The organism is Burkholderia sp. BCC1998, assembly GCF_905339875.1.
In the GTDB taxonomy this organism is placed as follows: Bacteria; Pseudomonadota; Gammaproteobacteria; order Burkholderiales; family Burkholderiaceae; genus Burkholderia.
The window spans coordinates 252,736-269,860 of record NZ_CAJPHE010000003.1 but is presented as its reverse complement, the minus strand read 5'-3'; the positions used below and the strand labels follow the sequence as shown (position 1 = coordinate 269,860).

Here is a 17,125-nt window from a genome sequence, read left to right as displayed (position 1 = left end):
GCGCGCCCGGAACCGGACGTCGTGCGGTGGCGATGCGGGCACGATAGCATGCGTGCCGCCACCGCTACGCATGCGCGATCGCCACTTCGTCCGCGAGCCAGTCACGCAATGCAACGATACGTGAATCGTCCTGCGTGTGCGCCGGATACACGACGTGATACGCGAGCCCCGGCGCCACCTCGACGTTCACGTCGAACAACCGCACGAGGCGCCCGTCCGCCAGATCACGCGCGATCATGTGCGGCTCCGCCAGCCCGACCGTCGTACCGTCCATCACGGCCTGCACGACATGGCTCGAATCCGGAAACGCGACACACCGGCTGTCGTCGAAACCGTCGATGCCGGCCGCCGCCATCCAGGCCGACCAGCGCGGCCAGACCACGCCGTCGACTTCACAGTCGGCGTGGCACAGCGTGTGGCGCAGCAGGTCGCGCGGCTTGCGTAACGGCGGGCCGACCGACAACAGCGCGGGGCTGCCGATCGCGACGACCGACGTGCCGAACAGGCGCTGCGTATACGCGTCGCGATAACGCCCGGTGCCGAAGCGGATCGCGACATCCACATCGTCGCCGTCGAAATCGCGCAAGCGATCGGTGATGTCGAACGTCAGTTCGAGCGCCGGATGCGCGGCCTTGAATCGCGGCAGGCGCGGCAGCAGCCAGTGCGTCGCGAAGCGCGCGCCGACCGACACGCGCAGTTCCGTCTGTTCGCGCGCGAGGCGCCGCGCCCGTGCGGTCGCGTGCCGGAGGCCCGCCAGCGCATCCGCAGCGGCCGCGGCCAGCAACGCGCCGGCCTGCGTCAGCCGGATGCTGCGGCTCGTGCGGACGAACAGTTCCATGCCGAGTTGCGCCTCGATCTCCCTGATCTGGTGACTGACGGCTGCCGGCGTCAGTCCGACCTCGTCGGCCGCCCGCGAAAAATTCAGGTGCCGCGCCGCCGCATCGAACGTCCTCAGCGCGCGCGTACCGGGCCACATGCGTTCCATCGATCTTCAAAAAGAATTTGATGACGGTTCCAAAACTACTCGTTTTTCATGACGCCATCAATCGGCAAACAATAGGCTTTCTTGAAGATGCCGCGCGCCGCCCCGTGCCCGCGGCCAACCTGGAGATTCGCCGATGTCCGCTGCACCGTTCCCGTCCGTAGTCCAGATCAACGGCGTAGCCGCTACACCCGATGCGCTCGCCGCGCTAGCATTCGCGGGCCACGCGCATTTCACCGCGATGCAGATCCGCGAAGGCCGCGTACGCGGGCTCGACCTGCACCTCACGCGCTTGCGCGACGCGTCGAACGCGCTGTTCAGTCATGCACTGCCCGACGAGCGGATACTCACGTTCCTGCGCGCCGCGCTCGATCGTGCACCGTCGGCACTGTCGCTGACCGCGACGATCCATGCGACGACGGGCGAATTCGTCGCGCCGCGCGACGACGAAGCGCTCGACGTGCTGGTACGCACCGCCCCGCCGTCGTCGGGGCCGGTCGGCCCGCTCGATTTCGCGCTGTTCGAACACGAGCGCGTGCTGCCTGGCATCAAGCACGTCGGCGAAGTCGCGAAGACACACTTCCTGCGCCGTGCGGTCGCGCAGGGTTTCGACGATGCGGCGTTCATCGATCGTCAGGGGCGCATCAGCGAAGGCTCGATCTGGAATCTGGTGTTCTGGACCGGCGATTCGGTCGTGTGGCCGGCGGCCGACATGCTCGGCGGCGTCACGATGGGCATCCTGCGCCGGCAACTGGCCCACCTCGGCATCGCACAGCACGACCGCGAAGTGACACCGGCCGACCTGCCGTCGATGGCCGGCGCCGTCGTGATGAATTCGTGGACGCCGGGTATCGCCGTGCGCAGGCTCGGCACGGCGACGCTGCCCGATTCGTCATCGCTCGCCGCGCTGCTGCATCGCGCCTATGAACAGGAGCCGCCCCTCGCGCCGTGACGCGCACGCCCGGCTACCCGTCGACCGTCTCCGGCAGCCGCGCGATCACCTTGATCTCGAACTGGAAGCCGTACAGCCAGGTCACGCCGACGGCGGTCAGCGTCGGATGCGGCGCATCGCCCCAGTATTCGGGGACGATCTCCCAGATCCGCTCGAACGTCGCCTCCGGATTGACGAGGAACACCGTCACGTCGACGACATCGTCGAACGTGCAACCGGCCGCACGCAGCACCGCATTCAGGTTGTCGAACGCGCGGCGGACCTGCGCGGCCAGTTCCGGCTCGGGCGAACCGTCGTCGCGGCTGCCGACCTGCCCGGACACGAACAGGAAACCGTTCGAGCGCACGGCCGGCGAATAGCGGTTGCGGTCGTACAGCGCCTGGCGACCCGGCGGAAAAACTACGCTACGCTTTGTCACTCAACACCTCCATCGGTCTGCGGGGCGAAACCGCCCCTGTATCAACGATGAAAGCACTTTAAGGACCATTGCCGGGGGGATAAACCGGCAACCTTGTCCAACACTGTTTGCGCCCTCCAAACAATGTCCGAGCAACGCGGAGCCCTGACCCGATGGATCGATTCGACGCAATGCAGGCGTTCGCCCGCGTGGTGGAAGCCGGCAGCTTCACGAAGGCGGCCGACACGCTGCACATGAGCCGCACCACCGTCACGCAACTGGTGCAGCAGCTCGAAGCGCGACTGCGCGTGAAGCTGTTCAACCGCACGACGCGCAAGGTCGTCGTCACGGCCGACGGCGCCGCGTATTACGACCGCGTCGTGCGCCTGCTGGCCGACATGGACGATGCCGAAACGAGCCTGTCCGCCGCGTCGGCATCGCCACGGGGGCGGCTGCGCGTGGACGTGCCGAGCCCGTTCGCGCGCCTGATACTGATCCCCGCGCTGCCCGTGTTCCATGCGCGTTATCCGGACATCCAGCTCGACCTGGGCGTGAGCGACCGCGTGGTCGACGTGATCGGCGAGAACGTCGACTGCGTCGTGCGCGGTGGCGAGCCGACCGACCGCTCGCTGGTCGCGCGTCGCGTCGGCGACCTTCGGCTCGGCGTGTACGCGTCGCCGGCCTATCTCGCGCGCGCCGGCACACCGCTGCATCCGGGCGAACTCGAAGACACGCATCACCGCATCGTCGGCTTTCTGTGGGCACGCACCGGCAAGGCGTTGCCGTTTGCGATGGAGCGTGACGGCGAGCAGATCACCGTACGCGGACGCTACGTGCTCGCGGTCGACGACGGCAATGCGTATCTCGAAGCCGGTCTCGCGGGGCTCGGCATCCTGTGGCTGCCCGACTACATGGCCGCCGCGTATCGCGAACGAGGCGAACTGGTGCCGCTGTTCGAGCCATGGCAACTCGAACCGATGCCGATGTACGTCGCGTTCCCGCCGAACCGCCACGTCAGCGCGAAGCTGCGTGTCTTCGTCGACTGGGTCGACAGCCTGATGGCGCAGCATGCGCCGGTCTCGAACCGGCGTCGCGGCGGCGGTTCGCGCGACACGCGCAAAGCCGTCGCAACCTGAGTCGGGAGAAAGCGACCGCACGTAAAAAAACCCGCGCACGTTGCGCGGGTTTCGGCAGGTAGGCAAACCGCCTGTCAGTCGCGAGTACGCCGGCGACTCAGGCCGTCAGCGCATCCAGCGCGTCCTCGGTGAGCCACAGCGATTCCTGCAGGTCCTGCTCGTTCAGGTTCAGCCCGTCGCCGCCGCGATCGACGACGATGAAGTCGCTGACGCCGCCCAGCGCGATCAGCGGGTGATGCCACACGCCCTTCGCATAATTGACGCCCTGCCAGCCGCTCGTCACGAACGCGCGGATCTTCGACGGATCGAGATCGCCGGCCGGCGCGACGACGACAAGATACGGCTGGTCGTTCAGCGGCACGAACGCCTGGCTGCCGAGCGGATGGCGCTCGAGCATCTTCACCTCGAACGGCAGCGTGCGCGGCTGGCCGCGGAACAGGTTGACGAGCGTGCGGCCTTCTTCGTCGCTCACGTCGACCTTCGCAAGATCGTGAAAGCGGATCGTCGTGCCGAGATTGATCGGAATCTGCTTCGCGCCTTCGGTTTCGATCACGTCGCCGAACGCCGCGAAGGCTTCCTTGGTCAGCGGTTCGATTGCGAGCGTCTTCATTTGTCGAGCGTCCCCCACAGACGCAGGCGCGATACGCCGCCGTCCGGAATGATGTTCAGGCGCACGTGGGTCACCGGGCCCAGCGATGCGATCTCGTGTTCGAAATAGTGCTGCTTGTCCATCTGCAGCTTCTGTTCGCCGAGCAGCACCGGCCAGAACATCGACTGCGTGATCAGCGAGCTGTCGGTACCGCCCGACACGTACGCGGCCTGGATCGAGCAGCGGTCCGGATAGTTGCCCTTGAAGAACGCGGTATCGACTTCGATCTTGCGGATCGCGCCCGGCTGCGCGAGCGCGATGATCGCCCAGTCGTTGCCCGGCTCGCGGCGACGGCGGGTTTCCCAACCATCGCCCATGTTCACGCCGCGGCCCGGCAGCAGCAGGTTCGACGCAACGCCGAAGTGCTGGTTGTTCGCCGCCACCACGTAACCGCCGTTCTCCATCGCCGCGAGGTCGAACTGCTCGGTCGCGCTGGCGCCGGCCCAATCGAGCTGCGACTGGCCGTACACGCGCAGGCGCGCGATGCCGCCGTCCGGATAGATGTTCACGCGCAGGTGCGTGAACGTGCGCGCGTCGCTCGCCGCGACGTAGTGGTGGCTGTTGCCTTGCAGCGTCGTCGACGGCACGATTTCGACCCATTCGGTCGCGTGCGTCGGCGCGCCGTCGGCCACGTACGCGGCCTCGATCGACGCGGCCGGCGGGAAGTTGCCGGTGAAGTGGCTCGTGTCGATGTCGAAGCCCTTGATCACGCCCGGACGCGCGAGCTTGACGATGCACCAGTCGTAGCCCGTCGTGCGCTTGCGACGCGTCTCCCAGCCGTCCATCCACTTGCCGTGGTCGTCGTACTTGCCGGGGATGAACACCGCCGGCTCGGGGTTCAGCATCCGCTCCTTCGGCGCGAAGAAGTCGTCGCTGGCCTCGAGCGCCTGCGCACCGAGACGCGGGTCGCCGAGGTTCACGTAGCGCCGCGTGAAGTCGGGTGCGTCGGGATCGAGAAGCGGAACAGCCATGATGTTTCCTTGTTTCAGTGATGCGATCAGGCCGCTGCGACGCAGCAGGCCGTCGTGAGGTGTCAGGCGTCGATCAGGTCGTCGAGGCGAAAGCGCGCGATCCGGTAGATCTGGTCGAGGCTCGCACGCAGCTCCTCGGTGCGCGAATGATTCACGCGCGACTCGAAGTTCGCGATGATGCCGTGCCGGTCATAGCCGCGCACCGCGAGGATGAACGGGAAACCGAACTTCTCGCGATACGTGCGGTTCAGCGTCAGCAGCTTGTCGAACTCTTCCTGCGTGCACTGGTCGAGACCCGCGCCGCTCTGCTCGCGCGTCGACTCGGCCGTCAGCTCGCCGCGCACGGCAGCCTTGCCGGCCAGCTCCGGGTGGGCATTGATCAGTGCGAGCTGGCGGACTTCGCCGCCCGTCTCCACCGCGTTCGACATCGTCTCGTGCAGCGCGTCGATGCTCGCGAACGGCCGCTTGCCCGCGGCGACCTCGGCCACCCACGGCGAATGTTCGAAGATCCCCGACAGCGCCGCGACGAATGCGCTCGGCGCCATCGTGTTCAGTTGCTCCAACGTGTAACGCATCGCCTTCATGCTTTCCCTTCGTTTCGATGACTGGGCTGGTACGGATGATGTTCGCGCCAATGACGCGCGATATCGACACGCCGCGTCACCCATACGCGATCGTGCTTCTCGATGTGATCGAGGAAACGCTGCAGCCCGCGGAAACGCCCCGGCCGGCCGAGCAGCCGGCAGTGCATGCCGATCGACAGCATCTTCGGCGCGTCGTCGCCCTCCGCGTAAAGCACGTCGAACGCGTCGCGCAGGTACTCGAAGAAGTGGTCGCCGGTGTTGAAGCCCTGCGGCGTCGCGAAGCGCATGTCGTTCGTATCGAGCGTGTACGGAACGATCAGCTGCGGCGACGTGCTGCCGCCCGACACCTCGACATCCATCCAGAACGGCAGGTCGTCGCCGTAGTTGTCGGAGTCGTACAGGAAGCCGCCGTATTCCGCGACGAGGCGGTGCGTGTTCGGGCTGTCGCGGCCGGTGTACCAGCCGAGCGGACGCTCGCCCGTCACGCGCTCGATCGCTTCCATCCCGAGGCGCATGTGCTCGGCCTCGAGCTCGGGCGTCATGCTCTGGTAGTGGATCCAGCGCCAGCCGTGGCACGCGATCTCATGGCCGAGCTCGACAAAGGCACGCGCGAGTTCCGGATGACGCTCGATCGCCATGCCGACACCGAACACCGTCAGCGGCAGCCCGCGCTTCTCGAATTCGCGCAGGATGCGCCACACGCCCGCACGCGAACCGTACTCGTAGATCGACTCCATGCTCATGTGGCGGTCCGGATAGGCGGCCGCGCCGACGATTTCGGACAGGAACTGCTCGGAGCCCGGATCGCCGTGCAGCACGCAATTCTCGCCGCCCTCCTCGTAGTTCAGGACGAATTGCACGGCGACGCGGGCGCGCCCGGGCCAGTTCGCCTGCACGGGATGGCGGCCGTAGCCGATCAGGTCGCGAGGATAGTTGGGATCGAGTGACATGGGTTCGAAGTGCCGCGAAAGCGTGCTGAAATAATGGGTTCGCATCGACCCGCGCGGGTGCCGGAGGCCGGCCGCACGGGCCGATGCGATGACGGCCCAGTGTAGCGAAAAGGTTCATACGCGCCCATACAGCGGCGCAGATAGTGCAGGTCAGACGGCGTGTATGTGCGGTTGCGGCAAAGGCGGGACCGGTTCCGGTGCGGCGCTCCCGCTGCGCGCCGCGGCGGCGGCCGGCGCGCCCTCCGGCGGGCTGAAATGGGCGAATTCGCCGTCGTAGCGCTTCGGCAGCGGCCGCGCATAGTCGCCGCGCTTCGCGGTCGCGAGGCGCAGCGCGACGAGCGCCTCGGCCCACTTGACGGCTGCCGTGACACCTTCCACGACCGGCGCGCCGATCTGCTGCTCGATCTCGTGCGCGAATTCGGCCATCCCGGCACAGCCGAGGACGATCGCGTCGGCACCGTCCTCGTCGAGCGCGCGCCGGCATTCGTCGACGATGATCCGCCGCGCGGCCGAACCGGGCCGGTCGAGTTCGAGCACCGCGACGTCGATCGCCCGCACGTTGCGGCAGAACCGCTTCATCCCGTAGCGCTCGGCGAGATGCCATGCCATCCCGCAAGTGCGCGCGAGCGTCGTGACGACCGAGAAGCCCGGCGCGAGCACGCTCGCCGCGTGCATCGCCGCCTCGGCGATCCCGATCACCGGCCCGCGCGCGAGTTCGCGCGCCGCATACAGGCCCGGGTCGCCGAAACACGCGATCACGTACGCATCGCAGCCGTCACGCTCGCCCTGCGCGATCTCGGCGAGCAGCCCGGGCGTCGCGAGTGCTTCGTCGTAATAGCCTTCGATCGACGGCGGCCCCATCGGCGGGCTCACCGCGATGATCTCAGTGCCTGCCGCCGCGACTTCGCGCGCGCAGCGGCCCATCGCGTCGGTCATCCGCTGCGTCGTGTTCGGATTGATCAGCTTGATCTTCATCGCGCGCTCCTCAGGCCTTCGTGCTCGCGAGCAGCCGGTAGAACACGAAGCCGAGCCCCGCGCCGATGAACCACGAGAAGTTCGCGGCGGCCTGCCAGCCCGGCACCATCACGCAGACGACGGCGATCACCGCGGCCGGCAGCAGCGCGGCGAGCGCGCGGCGGTTCACGCCGCCGGTGTACCAGTAGGTGCCGCGCTCCGACATCGTGTACAGGTCGTCGCGCACGAGCCGGCCGCGCTTGACGAGGTAGAAGTCGGCGATCAGCACGCCGTACAGCGGGCCGATGAACGCGCCGAGCACGTCGAGCGTGTAGTGGATCACGGCCGGGTTGTTGAACAGGTTCCACGGCGTGATGAAGATCGACGCGACGGCCGCGAGCATCCCGCCCGCGCGCCAGCTGATCAGCCGCGGCGCGACGTTCGAGAAGTCGAACGCGGGCGACACGAAGTTCGCGACGATGTTGATGCCGATCGTCGCGATCGTGAAGGTCAGCGCGCCGAGGATCACCGCGGTCGGATGGTCGATGCGGCCGACCGTCTCGACGGGATCGGTGATCAGTTCACCGAACACCGGCAGCGTCGCGGCGGTGGTGATCACCGTGACGAGCGAGAACGCGAGGAAGTTGACCGGCAGCCCCCAGAAGTTGCCGCGCTTCACGTCGCCGAACGAGCGGCAATAGCGCGAGAAGTCGCCGAAATTGAGCATCGGCCCGGAGAAGTACGACACGACGAGCGACACGGCCGTGATCATCACCGGAATCACTTCCGCGCCGTGATACTTGACGCCGCCGAGGTTGAGGCCGATGTTGCGCCAGCCCGCGCGCCACACCATGTAGCCGGCCAGGATGAACATCACGACGTAGACGGCCGGGCCCGCGAAGTCGATGAACTTCTTGATCGTCTCCATCCCGTTCCAGAACACGAGCGCCTGCAGCACCCACAGCAGCATGAAGCCGGCCCAGCCGACCGCCGACAGCCCGAGGAAGCCGTAGCGATGGACGTCCGCGTACGGCAGCCATTGCGGAAAGAACTTCAGCACGACGATCACGAGTGCGCTGGACGCGAGATAGGTCTGGATGCCGTACCACGCGATCGCGATCAGCCCGCGGATCACGGCCGGCACGTTCGCGCCGAGCACGCCGAAGGTCGCGCGGCACGCGACCGGATACGGCACGCCGATCTGCTGGCTCGGCCGCGCGATCAGGTTGCACAGCCGGTTCACGATCGTGATGCCGACGATCAGCGCGATCAGCACCTGCCAGCTCGTCAGCCCGAGCGCGAACAGGCTGCCCGCGAACACGTAGCCGCCGACGCTGTGCACGTCCGACATCCAGAACGCGAAGATGTTGTACGAGCCCCACGTCTGATTCTTTAGTGGTGCCAAATCTTCGTTGTACAAACGTTCGCTGTAGCCGTCCGGCAACACGGGGCCGCCGCCCTCGCCGCCTTCTTCCGCCGGATACGCACTGTCGTGCGCCACACTGAACTGAGCCATGACTTCTCCTTGACGCGGCCTGGCAGCCGCTCCACCGTCATCGATATCGCTCCGGATCGTCGTCCGGAGTCGGACTGGCGGCCGGCGGCGCGAACCGCCGGCCTGCATTGCTCTCGTCGTGTGGCGCGCGGCCGGGTTCGCGTCGCCGCTCAGGCGCCGCCGAACACTTCGCGCAAATCGACCTGCCCTTGCGCGGGCCGGTCCAGCATCTTCAGTTCGACATGCTGCAGGTGGTGCGCCATCAGCGTCACCGCCCGCTTCGAATCGCCCGCTTCCAGCGCGGTCAGGATCTCGTCATGGTCGTCGCACGAGCACGGGCTGCGCCCGTGCGATTCGTACAGCGCCGACATCAGCGTCGAGCGTGCGACGAGCCCGTCGAGGCACTCGCAGAGCGTCGCGTTGCCCGTCAGCGCCGCGAGCGCCGTATGGAATTCGCCCGACAGGCGGATCCACGCCGCGAAGTCGTGCCGCTCGAACGCCTTGCGTTCCCTGTCGATCAGCGCGGCGACGCCCTTCAACCGCTTCGCGCCCGGCCCCGTCGCGAGCCGCTCGACGACGGCCAGCTCGATGATCCGGCGCATCTCGAACACCTCGTGCACATCCTGCAGCGTCGGGCTCGCGACGAACGCACCGCGGTTCGGCTCGAGATCGACCAGCTTGTCGGCCGCGAGCTGCGAAAGCGCCTGGCGGATCGTCCCGCGCTTCACGCCGAACACGTCGCAGAGCTGCGCCTCCGTCAGCTTCGCGCCGGGCGCGAGCCGATGCTCGAGGATCGCGGTGCGGATCCGCTCGGCGATCGCTTCGGGACCGGCGGCGCCGGACGGATGGGTAGCGGAGTCGTTCATGTTCTGCATCGTGTGATGGTCCTCATCCTAGGACGGACATAAAGATTGTCAACAATTCTTTTCGGAGAATGCGCACAATCGGTGTGCATCGGCCTGTGCCAGAGCGGTGCGCTGCGCCCGATATCCAGGCACGACAAGCCTCTCGCGCTTGCCCATGGCGGCTCACGGTGTATACCCTCCCGGCCATTTTGTTGACAAAAATGGTGCGTGCCACGACACCAACCCGATCGGCGGCGATGAAAATTTCCGACCGTTAGTTGCACATTTACTTAAAGAAAAAGGCGGGAAGCCCCGCCTTTCGATGGTCCGCGCCCGCCTCAGCCGAGATGCGGATAGTCCGACAGCGTGAGGCGGAAACCGTGCGCATTCGCGACGAGCTGCGCCTGCGCGCCGAACGGCAGCGTCAGCAGGTCGGGCACGTGACCGAACTGCAGCCCCGTGACGACCGGAATGCCGACCACCGAGCGCACCTGGTCGATCATCGCCTGCATGTCGTAGCCGTTGTCGTACTCGAACGGCCGCGCGCCCGTGAACTGGCCGAGCACGAGCGCCTGCTGGCGCGCGAGCAGCCCCGACAGATGCAGTTGGTAGATCATCCGTTCGATCCGGAACGGCTGCTCGTTCACGTCCTCGATGAACAGGATGCCGCCCTCGATGTCGGGCATGTACGGCGTGCCGACGAGCGACGTGAGGATCGCGAGGTTGCCGCCCCACAGCGTGCCCGTCACGTTCACGGTCTGCACTTGCGGCGCCTCGGTGACGATCGTCGTGGTCGGCTGCGACAGCGTCCGCCAGAAGTGCTGCATCGTGAAATCGCTCGGCGTTTCCGCGCCGAAGTCGGCCGACAGCATCGGGCCGCCGAAGGTCTTGATGCGCGCCTTCGCGTACAGCGCGAGCTGGATCGCGGTGAAGTCGCTGTGGCCGACGAGCGCGATCGGCTGGTCGCGCAGCCTACGCTCGAGCCCGCGATAGTCGAGCCCGTGCAGGATGCGCGCGGCGCCGTAGCCGCCGCGCACCGCGAGCGCGATATCCGGCAGCGCGCGCTCCGGATCCGCGAGACGGTTCAGGTCGCCGGCCCGCTCGCCGTCGGTGCCGCCGAAGCGCTGAAAGCGACGCTGCGTCGCCTCGATGTTCTCGATGCGCTGCTGCGCGCCGCTCAGGCGCTCGAGCGCGCGGTTGATCGCATCGGGGTCGTGCGGATAACCGGACGGCGCCAGCAGGCGGATGGTGTAGGACGCGGCGGGCTGGAAGGACATGGCGAAAGATATCGGGATCGTCAAACCTGCTTAGAGGGTCCGAACCGTCTCCGGTTCACGGAACTACGCGGCCCGCCCCGCTCCGGGCGACAGGCACGGCGGGCGCGCTACGACGCGCCGGATGCGGCGTCGCGGGCAAGCCGTGCTTCCCGCAGCGCGCGACGGCGCTCCGCGAAGAACGATTTCAGCGCGGCGCCGCACTCGTCGGCGAGCACGCCGCCGGTCACGTCGGTATGGTGATTGAGTTGCGGATTCGCGAACGCGTCGATCACGCTGCCGCACGCGCCCGTCTTCGGGTCGGCGGCGCCGTAGACGACCCGCGCGATGCGCGCGTGCATGATCGCGCCCGCGCACATCAGGCACGGCTCGAGCGTCACGTACAGCTCGCAGCCGGGCATCCGGTAATTCTGCAGATGCTGCGCGGCCATGCGCAGCGCGGCCATTTCCGCGTGGGCCGACGGATCGTGCCCGCCGATCGGATGGTTGAAGCCGCGTGCGATCACTTCGTCGCCGCGCACGAGCACCGCGCCGACCGGCACTTCGCCGGCCGCGCGCGCCTCTTCGGCGGCAGCTTGCGCGAGCCGCATGAAATGCAGGTCGCGCGCCGACACCGGCGCGGCTTCGGGAACAGGAGCATCGGGAACGACAGCCGGTCCGGCTGCCGCGTCGGGCAACGCGTCGGCGCTCACATCGGCCCCGCTTCGGCGGGCGCGTCGTCGAGCCCGCGCTCGCACAGACGTTCCGCGATGCGCCGGCAATAGTCGCGCGGCATCACCATCGGGCCGCCGCGCAGCGATTCGAGCGCCATGTCGAGGGCGAGGATCTTCGCCTGCAGCCGGCAGCGCGCGGCGCGGTCGCTGACCGCCTGCAGTTCGTCCTGCAGGTTGCGCAGCGCGCGCAGTTGCTCGACGGCCGGCGGCACGAAGCCCGCATTCTTCAGGATACGGTTGGCCACCCGCACCTCCTCGGGTACGAGCAGGTCGTCATCCAGCGCCTGCGGCGCGCCGGTACCCGGCAAATCGTCGAACTCGCCCCGCGCGGCGGCGGCGGCAATGCGTTGTTCGACCAGTGCGTCAAGCAATCTCATCAGTCAATCGGAACAAATGCGGCAGCCGAATTCTAGCAGGGTGACGTGCGTATGACAGGCCCTTCGAACGCATGCTCGATATTGTGTTTTTAGGGGCCGAATCGGCGCGCATGCGTGCCGATCGCCGCGACTTGCCGCTGTGCTGCGCCGCAGCAGGCTCCGCGCGGATTCGGCGCCGTTTGCGCGGTTCATGCCGGGCCCCGCTTTTTTATTTTCGCGCGGGTCGCCGCCGCCCCGCTTTTCCGGAATCGGAAAGTCGAAATCAGAAATAGTTGGTTGGGACGCGCGAGCGCGCTCACTACACTCGAGCCGTCTTGTCATAACAAGTTGAACGATGACCCCACCCAACGTCGTGCCGCTGTCGGCGGCGCCGCTCTACGTGCAGATCAAGGACACGCTGCGCACGCGCATCCTCGACGGCACCTATGCACCACACAGCCGGATGCCGTCCGAGCATGAACTCTGCGCGATGTTCGACGTGAGCCGCATCACGGTGCGCCAGGCACTCGGCGACCTGCAGAAGGAAGGCCTGCTGTTCAAGCTGCACGGCAAGGGCACGTTCGTGTCGAAGCCGAAGGCGTTCCAGAACGTGACGTCGCTGCAGGGCTTCGCCGAGGCGATGTCGTCGATGGGCTACGAGATCGTCAACCAGCTGCGCAGCTTTCGCACCGTGAAGGCCGATCGGCACCTCGCGACGAAGCTGAACGTGCCGGAAGGCGCGCCGCTCGTCGAGATCCACCGCGTCCGGCTGCTGAACCGCGAGCCGGTGTCGCTCGAGCAGACGTGGGTGCCCGAGGCGCTCGGCAAGCGGCTCGCCGGCGCCGATCTCGCGACCCGCGACATCTTCCTGATCCTCGAGAACGACTGCGGCGTACCGCTCGGCCACGCCGACGTATCGATCGACGCGATCCTCGCCGACGATGAAATCGTCGACGCGCTGCGCGTCGAGGAAAGCAGCCCCGTGCTGCGGATCGAGCGCCTGACGCACGACGCGTCGGGCACGCCGATCGACTACGAACACCTGTACTTCCGCGGCGACGCCTTCCAGTACCGGCTGCGCATCGACCGGCAGAAGACCCGCCAACCTGCAAGGAATCCTCAATGAACACCCATGTACTCGAATACGACATCGTCGTGGTCGGCGGCGGCACGGCCGGCCCGATGGCGGCGATCAAGGCGAAGGAGCGCGACCCGTCGCTGCGCGTGCTGCTGCTGGAGAAGGCCAACGTGAAGCGCAGCGGCGCGATCTCGATGGGGATGGACGGGCTGAACAACGCGGTGATCCCGGGCCACGCGACACCTGAGCAGTACACGCGCGAGATCACGATCGCCAACGACGGGATCGTCGATCAGGAAGCCGTGTACGCGTATGCGACGCACAGCTTTGCGACGATCGAGCAGCTCGACCGCTGGGGCGTGAAGTTCGAGAAGGACGGCACCGGTGACTACGCGGTGAAGAAGGTCCACCACATGGGTTCGTACGTGCTGCCGATGCCGGAAGGCCACGACATCAAGAAGGTGCTGTACCGGCAGCTGAAGCGCGCGCGCATCGCGATCACGAACCGGATCGTCGCGACGCGCGTGCTGACCGACGCGCAGGGCCGCGCGAGCGGCGTGCTCGGCTTCGACTGCCGCACGGCCGAGTTCCACGTGATCCGCGCGAAGGCCGTGATCCTGTGCTGCGGCGCGGCCGGCCGGCTCGGGCTGCCGGCGTCCGGCTACTTGATGGGCACGTACGAGAACCCGACCAATGCGGGCGACGGCTACGCGATGGCGTACCACGCGGGCGCGGCGCTCGCGAACCTCGAGTGCTTCCAGATCAATCCGCTGATCAAGGACTACAACGGCCCGGCCTGCGCATACGTGACGGGCCCGCTCGGCGGCTTCACCGCGAACGGCAAGGGCGAGCGCTTCATCGAGTGCGACTACTGGAGCGGCCAGATGATGTGGGAGTTCTACCAGGAACTGCAAAGCGGCAACGGCCCGGTGTTCCTGAAGCTCGACCATCTCGCGGAGGAAACGATCCAGACCATCGAGCAGATCCTGCACACCAACGAGCGGCCGAGCCGCGGCCGCTTTCACGCGGGGCGCGGCACCGACTACCGGCGCCAGATGGTCGAGATGCACATCTCCGAGATCGGCTTCTGCAGCGGCCACAGCGCATCCGGCGTCTATGTGAACGCCCGCGCGGAAACGACCGTGCCGGGGCTCTACGCGGCCGGCGACATGGCGGCGGTCCCGCACAACTACATGCTCGGCGCATTCACCTACGGCTGGTTCGCCGGACAGAACGCGGCCGACTACGTGGCCGGTCGCGCTCACGCGCCGGTGGACGACGAACAGGTCGCCGCCGAACGCGCCCGCGTGCTTGCGCCGCTCACGCGCGAGCGCGGCCTCGCGCCGGCGCAGGTCGAATACAAGCTGCGCCGCATGGTGAACGATTACCTGCAACCGCCGAAGGTGACGCGCAAGATGGAAATCGGGCTGCAACGTTTTGACGGCATTACTGAGGATATCGAAGAAATCAAGGCGAGCCACCCTCATGAACTGATGCGCGCGGCCGAAGTGCGCGCGATCCGCGACTGCGCCGAAATGGCCGCGCGCGCGTCGCTGTTCCGCACCGAGAGCCGCTGGGGGCTGTACCACCATCGCGTCGACTTTCCGCATCGCAACGATGCCGAGTGGTTCTGCCACACGTGGCTGCGCAAGGGTGCCGACGGCACGATGCGCAGCGAGAAACGACCGGTCGAACCCTACGTCGTGCCGCTCGCCGACGACGAACGCAGCGCCTACGCGCACCTGCGCATCCGCGAACCGGCCGCACACGCGGCCGCCCTCTGACTCCGAGGAGCCTTACCGTGCCCCATACCCCGCACGACATCTTCCTGCGCAGCAGCGCGCCCGTGACGATCGACGAGGACCGCTGCATCGCCGACAAGGGCTGCACCGTCTGCGTCGACGTGTGCCCGCTCGACCTGCTCGCGATCGACGTGACCAAGGGCAAGGCCTACATGCAGTTCGACGAATGCTGGTACTGCATGCCGTGCGAACGCGACTGCCCGACCGGCGCGGTCAAGGTCGACATCCCGTACCTGTTGCGCTGACGTGGCGCGCCGCTTCCCCACTACCGGACTCACGACACATGAACCCTGCTTCCGACCATGCCGCGCTCGTCGCGCGCGTTGCCGCACCCGATGCATCGGTGCGCCGGATCGCGCTGCTCGAACTCGCCGATCTCGAGGATCCCGATCTCGTGCCGATCTTCGTAGCCGCGCTGCGCGACGATCCGTCCGCCGACGTGCGCGGCGAAGCCGCGCGCATGCTCGCCGCCTGGGAGCAGCCCGACGTCGTCGACGCGCTGTGCCGCGCGCTGCTCGATCCGGACGACGACGTGCGCGCGACCGCCGCACACAGCCTGTCCGAACTGAAGGACGTCGCATCCGGCGCCGCGCTGTGCCGCTGGGTCGAGCACGCCGAACCCTTCGTGCGCGGCGCCGTGCTGCGCGCGCTGCGTGAACTGCGCGACCCCGACGCGTTCGCGCCGGCGCTGCGCGCACTCGACGCGCCGGCGTCGGCCGTGCGCGCCGAGGCCGTCGCCGTGCTCGGCTGGCTCAAGGACGCCCGCGCGCTGGCGCCGCTCGCACGCATCGCCACGACCGACACGCATGCGGACGTACGGCGTATCGCGGTCGGCGCGGTCGGATTCGCGGCGTCCGCCGACACGGCCGTCGTCACCGCCTTGCTCGCGGCGCTGCGCGACGCCGAATGGCAGGTCCGCGAGGAGGCGGCCGCGACGCTCGGCAAGCTGCGTGTCGCGGCCGCGCGCGCACCGCTCGTCGCCGCGCTCGACGACGATTACTGGCAGGTGCGCTTGCGTGCGGTGCGCGCACTCGGGCAATTGCGCGACGCCGCCGCGGCGCAGGCCGTCGCCGCGCTGCTGTCGCACGCGATCAGCAACCTGCGCAAGGAGGCCGCGCTCGCGCTCGGCGAACTGCGCGATCCTGCGACGCTGCCCGCGCTGCACGACGCGCTCGACGATCGCGATCCCGAAGTACGCAAGGCCGTGCGGATCGCGATCGCGCAGATCGGGGAAGATGCACGATGACGCCGCCGACCGAGATCCTGCTCGATCATGCGGCCCGCGCATTGACGCTGTGCTGGCCGGACGGCGACACGCAGCGCATCGGCTATGCGCGCTTGCGCAGCGCTTGCCCGTGCGCCGCATGCCGGAAGATCCGACTCGATGGCGGGCAGGTCGACGCGCCACCCGACCAGACGCTGGACGGCGTGGAAGCGGCCGGCTACGGCATCCGCCTGCTGTTCGGCGACGGTCACGCGCGCGGCATCTATCCGTGGGCGTTTCTGGCGGAACTCGGCGCATACGAGACGGATGCGGGCGCCGCAGCGCCCGACGTGCCCGCATCCGGCCATCCCGCGAACTGACCGTCGGCGAAGCTCGATCTGGCCGTCGACGAGCACGATCGTCCGGTCGACTTCATGCTGCTCGACGGCAGTCACATGGAAGCACTGTTCGTCGATCCCGCTCACCATGGCGCGGGCGTCGGGCGGCGGCTGGTCGAAGCGGCCCTCGGACGCCATCCCGACCTGTCGACCGACGTCAACGAGCAGAACGAAGCGGCGGCGGGATTCTACGAACGGCTCGGATTCGAGCGCTGCGAGCGATCGGCGCTCGATGGACAAGGGCGGCCTTATCCGCTGATTCATCTTCGTTATCGTAGTGGCGGACAAGACTGAGCAGGATCGGGACAGCGCGTGACGTCGCCTTGCGCTGCATCGAAAGCCGCGCTTTCCACCGACGCTACAACGGAGCACCCGCCCGCCTTCT

Annotated in this window: 19 protein-coding genes and 1 pseudogene; 8 read left to right on the top strand and 12 right to left on the bottom strand. The window is 67.6% G+C overall.

Features of this window, described 5'->3' with window-relative positions; genetic code table 11:
* Window positions 1-64 precede the first annotated feature (64 nt).
* The gene (locus U5A56_RS07400) at window positions 65-985 is read right to left on the bottom strand and encodes a LysR substrate-binding domain-containing protein (RefSeq protein ID WP_321800835.1); all 921 of its coding nucleotides are present in this window, start codon (window positions 983-985) and stop codon (window positions 65-67) included.
* Between the two features lie 133 nt (window positions 986-1,118).
* Here U5A56_RS07400 and U5A56_RS07395 point away from each other — a divergent pair, with 133 nt between their 5' ends.
* A complete protein-coding gene (locus U5A56_RS07395; RefSeq protein WP_321921625.1) occupies window positions 1,119-1,934 on the top strand; it encodes an aminotransferase class IV family protein in 816 nt (271 codons plus the stop codon).
* A 13-nt stretch (window positions 1,935-1,947) separates the two neighbouring features.
* Here U5A56_RS07395 and U5A56_RS07390 read toward each other — a convergent pair whose 3' ends face one another.
* Window positions 1,948-2,352 carry a RidA family protein gene (locus tag U5A56_RS07390; protein ID WP_321921623.1) on the bottom strand — a complete coding sequence of 135 codons (405 nt, stop codon included), beginning with the start codon at window positions 2,350-2,352 and terminating at the stop codon, window positions 1,948-1,950.
* A 152-nt stretch (window positions 2,353-2,504) separates the two neighbouring features.
* On the opposite strand from U5A56_RS07390, the gene U5A56_RS07385 reads away from it, so the two are divergent.
* Window positions 2,505-3,467: a LysR substrate-binding domain-containing protein gene (locus U5A56_RS07385; protein WP_321921621.1), complete on the top strand. Its 963-nt coding sequence runs from the start codon at window positions 2,505-2,507 to the stop codon at window positions 3,465-3,467.
* 97 nt (window positions 3,468-3,564) lie between these two features.
* Here the strand turns inward: U5A56_RS07385 and U5A56_RS07380 are convergent, their stop codons facing one another.
* From U5A56_RS07380 to U5A56_RS07335, 10 genes are all read right to left on the bottom strand, one after another.
* A complete protein-coding gene (locus U5A56_RS07380; RefSeq protein ID WP_321921619.1) occupies window positions 3,565-4,077 on the bottom strand; it encodes an ureidoglycolate lyase in 513 nt (170 codons plus the stop codon).
* Window positions 4,074-5,087 (bottom strand): allantoicase, encoded by a 1,014-nt coding sequence (gene alc, locus U5A56_RS07375; RefSeq protein ID WP_321921617.1) that lies wholly within the window; start codon window positions 5,085-5,087, stop codon window positions 4,074-4,076. Before alc ends, U5A56_RS07380 begins: the two co-directional genes overlap by 4 nt.
* Before the next feature lie 62 nt (window positions 5,088-5,149).
* On the bottom strand, window positions 5,150-5,671 hold the full coding sequence (gene uraD / locus U5A56_RS07370; protein WP_044843738.1) for a 2-oxo-4-hydroxy-4-carboxy-5-ureidoimidazoline decarboxylase: 522 nt from the start codon (window positions 5,669-5,671) through the stop codon (window positions 5,150-5,152).
* Complete coding sequence (gene puuE, locus U5A56_RS07365) at window positions 5,668-6,621, bottom strand: allantoinase PuuE (RefSeq protein ID WP_124520036.1); 954 nt, start codon at window positions 6,619-6,621, stop codon at window positions 5,668-5,670. The genes uraD and puuE overlap by 4 nt, the downstream gene beginning before the upstream one ends.
* Before the next feature lie 150 nt (window positions 6,622-6,771).
* Window positions 6,772-7,596: an aspartate/glutamate racemase family protein gene (locus U5A56_RS07360; RefSeq protein ID WP_321921615.1), complete on the bottom strand. Its 825-nt coding sequence runs from the start codon at window positions 7,594-7,596 to the stop codon at window positions 6,772-6,774.
* A 10-nt stretch (window positions 7,597-7,606) separates the two neighbouring features.
* The gene (locus U5A56_RS07355; RefSeq protein ID WP_124486209.1) at window positions 7,607-9,091 is read right to left on the bottom strand and encodes an NCS1 family nucleobase:cation symporter-1; all 1,485 of its coding nucleotides are present in this window, start codon (window positions 9,089-9,091) and stop codon (window positions 7,607-7,609) included.
* 149 nt (window positions 9,092-9,240) lie between these two features.
* Window positions 9,241-9,945, bottom strand: coding sequence for a GntR family transcriptional regulator (locus tag U5A56_RS07350; RefSeq protein WP_321921613.1), 705 nt, complete (start codon window positions 9,943-9,945; stop codon window positions 9,241-9,243).
* 308 nt (window positions 9,946-10,253) lie between these two features.
* A complete protein-coding gene (ldcA, locus tag U5A56_RS07345; RefSeq protein ID WP_044843743.1) occupies window positions 10,254-11,192 on the bottom strand; it encodes a muramoyltetrapeptide carboxypeptidase in 939 nt (312 codons plus the stop codon).
* A gap of 107 nt (window positions 11,193-11,299) precedes the next feature.
* Window positions 11,300-11,881: a tRNA adenosine(34) deaminase TadA gene (tadA, locus tag U5A56_RS07340; protein ID WP_052664610.1), complete on the bottom strand. Its 582-nt coding sequence runs from the start codon at window positions 11,879-11,881 to the stop codon at window positions 11,300-11,302.
* Window positions 11,878-12,279, bottom strand: a complete 402-nt coding sequence (locus U5A56_RS07335; RefSeq protein ID WP_044843744.1) for a DnaJ family domain-containing protein — start codon at window positions 12,277-12,279, stop codon at window positions 11,878-11,880. The genes tadA and U5A56_RS07335 overlap by 4 nt, the downstream gene beginning before the upstream one ends.
* Before the next feature lie 334 nt (window positions 12,280-12,613).
* Here U5A56_RS07335 and U5A56_RS07330 point away from each other — a divergent pair, with 334 nt between their 5' ends.
* From U5A56_RS07330 to U5A56_RS07305, 6 genes and pseudogenes are all read left to right on the top strand, one after another.
* Window positions 12,614-13,384 (top strand): GntR family transcriptional regulator, encoded by a 771-nt coding sequence (locus U5A56_RS07330; RefSeq protein WP_124666428.1) that lies wholly within the window; start codon window positions 12,614-12,616, stop codon window positions 13,382-13,384.
* Window positions 13,381-15,120, top strand: coding sequence for a fumarate reductase/succinate dehydrogenase flavoprotein subunit (locus U5A56_RS07325; protein ID WP_321921610.1), 1,740 nt, complete (start codon window positions 13,381-13,383; stop codon window positions 15,118-15,120). Before U5A56_RS07330 ends, U5A56_RS07325 begins: the two co-directional genes overlap by 4 nt.
* A gap of 17 nt (window positions 15,121-15,137) precedes the next feature.
* Window positions 15,138-15,383: a ferredoxin family protein gene (locus U5A56_RS07320; RefSeq protein ID WP_006755644.1), complete on the top strand. Its 246-nt coding sequence runs from the start codon at window positions 15,138-15,140 to the stop codon at window positions 15,381-15,383.
* A gap of 38 nt (window positions 15,384-15,421) precedes the next feature.
* Window positions 15,422-16,384 (top strand): HEAT repeat domain-containing protein, encoded by a 963-nt coding sequence (locus U5A56_RS07315; RefSeq protein ID WP_321921607.1) that lies wholly within the window; start codon window positions 15,422-15,424, stop codon window positions 16,382-16,384.
* Window positions 16,381-16,722, top strand: coding sequence for a gamma-butyrobetaine hydroxylase-like domain-containing protein (locus U5A56_RS07310; RefSeq protein ID WP_321921605.1), 342 nt, complete (start codon window positions 16,381-16,383; stop codon window positions 16,720-16,722). Before U5A56_RS07315 ends, U5A56_RS07310 begins: the two co-directional genes overlap by 4 nt.
* Window positions 16,723-17,034, top strand: a pseudogene (locus U5A56_RS07305) (acetyltransferase); the annotation flags it as partial. It abuts the gene before it with no gap.
* Between the last annotated feature and the right edge of the window lie 91 nt (window positions 17,035-17,125).

What these genes read in the sequence shown, in the direction of transcription:
- U5A56_RS07400 (WP_321800835.1), bottom strand. Translation starts at nt 985, where the DNA reads ATGGAACGCATGTGGCCCGGTACGCGCGCGCTGAGGACGTTCGATGCG.
- U5A56_RS07395 (WP_321921625.1), top strand. Translation starts at nt 1,119, where the DNA reads ATGTCCGCTGCACCGTTCCCGTCCGTAGTCCAGATCAACGGCGTAGCC.
- U5A56_RS07385 (WP_321921621.1), top strand. Translation starts at nt 2,505, where the DNA reads ATGGATCGATTCGACGCAATGCAGGCGTTCGCCCGCGTGGTGGAAGCC.
- U5A56_RS07380 (WP_321921619.1), bottom strand. Translation starts at nt 4,077, where the DNA reads ATGAAGACGCTCGCAATCGAACCGCTGACCAAGGAAGCCTTCGCGGCG.
- alc (WP_321921617.1), bottom strand. Translation starts at nt 5,087, where the DNA reads ATGGCTGTTCCGCTTCTCGATCCCGACGCACCCGACTTCACGCGGCGC.
- uraD (WP_044843738.1), bottom strand. Translation starts at nt 5,671, where the DNA reads ATGAAGGCGATGCGTTACACGTTGGAGCAACTGAACACGATGGCGCCG.
- puuE (WP_124520036.1), bottom strand. Translation starts at nt 6,621, where the DNA reads ATGTCACTCGATCCCAACTATCCTCGCGACCTGATCGGCTACGGCCGC.
- U5A56_RS07360 (WP_321921615.1), bottom strand. Translation starts at nt 7,596, where the DNA reads ATGAAGATCAAGCTGATCAATCCGAACACGACGCAGCGGATGACCGAC.
- U5A56_RS07355 (WP_124486209.1), bottom strand. Translation starts at nt 9,091, where the DNA reads ATGGCTCAGTTCAGTGTGGCGCACGACAGTGCGTATCCGGCGGAAGAA.
- U5A56_RS07350 (WP_321921613.1), bottom strand. Translation starts at nt 9,945, where the DNA reads ATGCAGAACATGAACGACTCCGCTACCCATCCGTCCGGCGCCGCCGGT.
- ldcA (WP_044843743.1), bottom strand. Translation starts at nt 11,192, where the DNA reads ATGTCCTTCCAGCCCGCCGCGTCCTACACCATCCGCCTGCTGGCGCCG.
- U5A56_RS07335 (WP_044843744.1), bottom strand. Translation starts at nt 12,279, where the DNA reads ATGAGATTGCTTGACGCACTGGTCGAACAACGCATTGCCGCCGCCGCC.
- U5A56_RS07330 (WP_124666428.1), top strand. Translation starts at nt 12,614, where the DNA reads ATGACCCCACCCAACGTCGTGCCGCTGTCGGCGGCGCCGCTCTACGTG.
- U5A56_RS07325 (WP_321921610.1), top strand. Translation starts at nt 13,381, where the DNA reads ATGAACACCCATGTACTCGAATACGACATCGTCGTGGTCGGCGGCGGC.
- U5A56_RS07315 (WP_321921607.1), top strand. Translation starts at nt 15,422, where the DNA reads ATGAACCCTGCTTCCGACCATGCCGCGCTCGTCGCGCGCGTTGCCGCA.
- U5A56_RS07310 (WP_321921605.1), top strand. Translation starts at nt 16,381, where the DNA reads ATGACGCCGCCGACCGAGATCCTGCTCGATCATGCGGCCCGCGCATTG.